General features: G+C 54.7%; 2 protein-coding genes. Both read left to right on the forward strand.

The window, feature by feature from the left end; all coding sequences use genetic code 11:
• The first annotated feature begins 86 nt into the window (after positions 1 to 86).
• Positions 87 to 1,109, forward strand: a complete 1,023-nt coding sequence (gene istA, locus JGF26_RS22295; protein WP_134708785.1) for an IS21 family transposase — start codon at positions 87 to 89, stop codon at positions 1,107 to 1,109.
• Entirely contained in the window at positions 1,106 to 1,888 is a 783-nt protein-coding gene (gene istB, locus JGF26_RS22300) for an IS21-like element ISSen3 family helper ATPase IstB (RefSeq protein WP_032736786.1), read from the forward strand. The genes istA and istB overlap by 4 nt, the downstream gene beginning before the upstream one ends.
• Positions 1,889 to 1,956: the final 68 nt, after the last annotated feature.

The following is a 1,956-nucleotide window of genomic DNA, read 5'->3' on the forward strand; positions in this document are numbered from 1 at the left end:
TGTTACCAACGGTGCAAAACTGATCCACCCCAACGGTTGAAAATTGATCCAGGGGTTAATCTGCTCCTCTGAATACAGGGGAGCTTATGATCACTTTTGAGATTCGTATGGAAATTAAAGTCCTGCACAAGCGGGGAATGAGCATCCGGGCCATCGCCAGGGAACTGGGTATTTCGCGCAATACTGTCCGCAGCCACCTGAAAGCCAAATCTGAAAAGCCGCAATATTCATCACGCCCGGCATCATCATCACTGCTCGATGAATACCGTGATTACATCTCTAAGCGGATCAGCGATGCACATCCCTACAAAATCCCGGCGACCGTTATTGCCCGGGAAATCATGGAGCTGGGCTATCGTGGAGGGCTGACCATCCTGAGAGAGTTCATCCGTTCGCAGACCCTTCCCGTACAGGCAGAGCCAGTCGTTCGCTTCGAAACCGAGCCCGGACGGCAGATGCAGGTTGACTGGGGGACCATGCGAAACGGCAAGTCCCCTTTGCACGTGTTCGTTGCTGTTCTGGGGTACAGCAGAATGCTTTATCTCGAGTTCACCGACAACATGCGCTACGACACGCTGGAAGTCTGTCACCGCAATGCGTTCCGCTTCTTCGGCGGTGTACCGCGGGAAGTCCTGTACGACAATATGAAAACGGTGGTACTGCAGCGTGATGCTTACCAGACCGGGCAGCACCGGTTCCATCCTTCCCTGTGGCAGTTCGGCAAAGAGATGGGCTTCTCTCCCCGACTGTGCCGTCCCTTCAGGGCACAGACTAAGGGAAAGGTGGAGCGGATGGTGCAGTACACCCGTAACAGCTTCTACATCCCGTTAATGACGCGCCTGCGCCCGATGGGGATCGCCGTAGATGTTGAGACCGCAAACCGTTACGGCCTGCGCTGGCTGTACGATGTGGCAAACCAACGGAAGCATGAAACTATCCAGACCCGCCCCTGTGATCGCTGGGTGGAGGAACAGCAATCCATGCTGGCTCTGCCACCGGAGAAAAAACAGTATGACGTGCAGGTCGATGAAAGCCTGGTGACCTTCGACAGGCAGCCGTTACATCATCCACTCTCCATCTATGACACCTTCTGCAGAGGAGCCGCATGATGGTCGAACTGCAACATCAACGGCTGATGGTGCTGGCAGAACAGCTGCAACTGGACAGTCTTATCGGCGCAGCACCGGCGCTGTCACAACAGGCGGTGGAGCAGGAATGGAGCTACATGGACTTCCTGGAGCATCTGTTACATGAGGAGAAACTGGCCCGGCATCAGCGTAAACAGGCGATGTACACGCGGATGGCAGCCTTCCCGGCGGTGAAGACGTTCGAGGAGTACGACTTCACCTTCGCCACCGGCGCTCCTCAGAAGCAAATCCAGTCGCTGCGCTCCCTGAGCTTCATCGAGCGTAACGAAAACATCGTACTGCTGGGGCCATCGGGCGTGGGAAAAACGCATCTGGCGATAGCGATGGGATACGAAGCAGTCCGGGCGGGTATCAAGGTTCGCTTCACAACAGCAGCGGATCTGCTGCTACAGCTATCCACTTCACAGCGCCAGGGCCGTTACAAAACGACACTCAATCGCGGTGTCATGGCCCCGAAACTACTAATCATCGATGAAATAGGTTATCTGCCGTTCAGTCAGGAGGAAGCCAAACTGTTCTTCCAGGTCATCGCCAAACGTTACGAGAAGAGCGCGATGATCCTGACCTCCAACCTGCCGTTCGGGCAGTGGGATCAGACGTTCGCCGGGGATGCAGCCCTGACATCGGCGATGCTGGACCGTATCTTACATCACTCACACGTAGTCCAGATAAAAGGAGAGAGCTATCGACTGAAGCAAAAACGAAAGGCCGGGGTTATAGCGGAAGCTAATCCTGAGTAAATAAGGTGGATCAATATTAAACCGTTGGTGGTGACGGTTAGTGGATCACTTTTTACCCGTCGTTGACA

Origin of the sequence: Enterobacter sp. E1, from assembly GCF_016809815.1 — a bacterium.
Classification (GTDB): domain Bacteria; phylum Pseudomonadota; class Gammaproteobacteria; order Enterobacterales; family Enterobacteriaceae; genus Enterobacter; species Enterobacter adelaidei.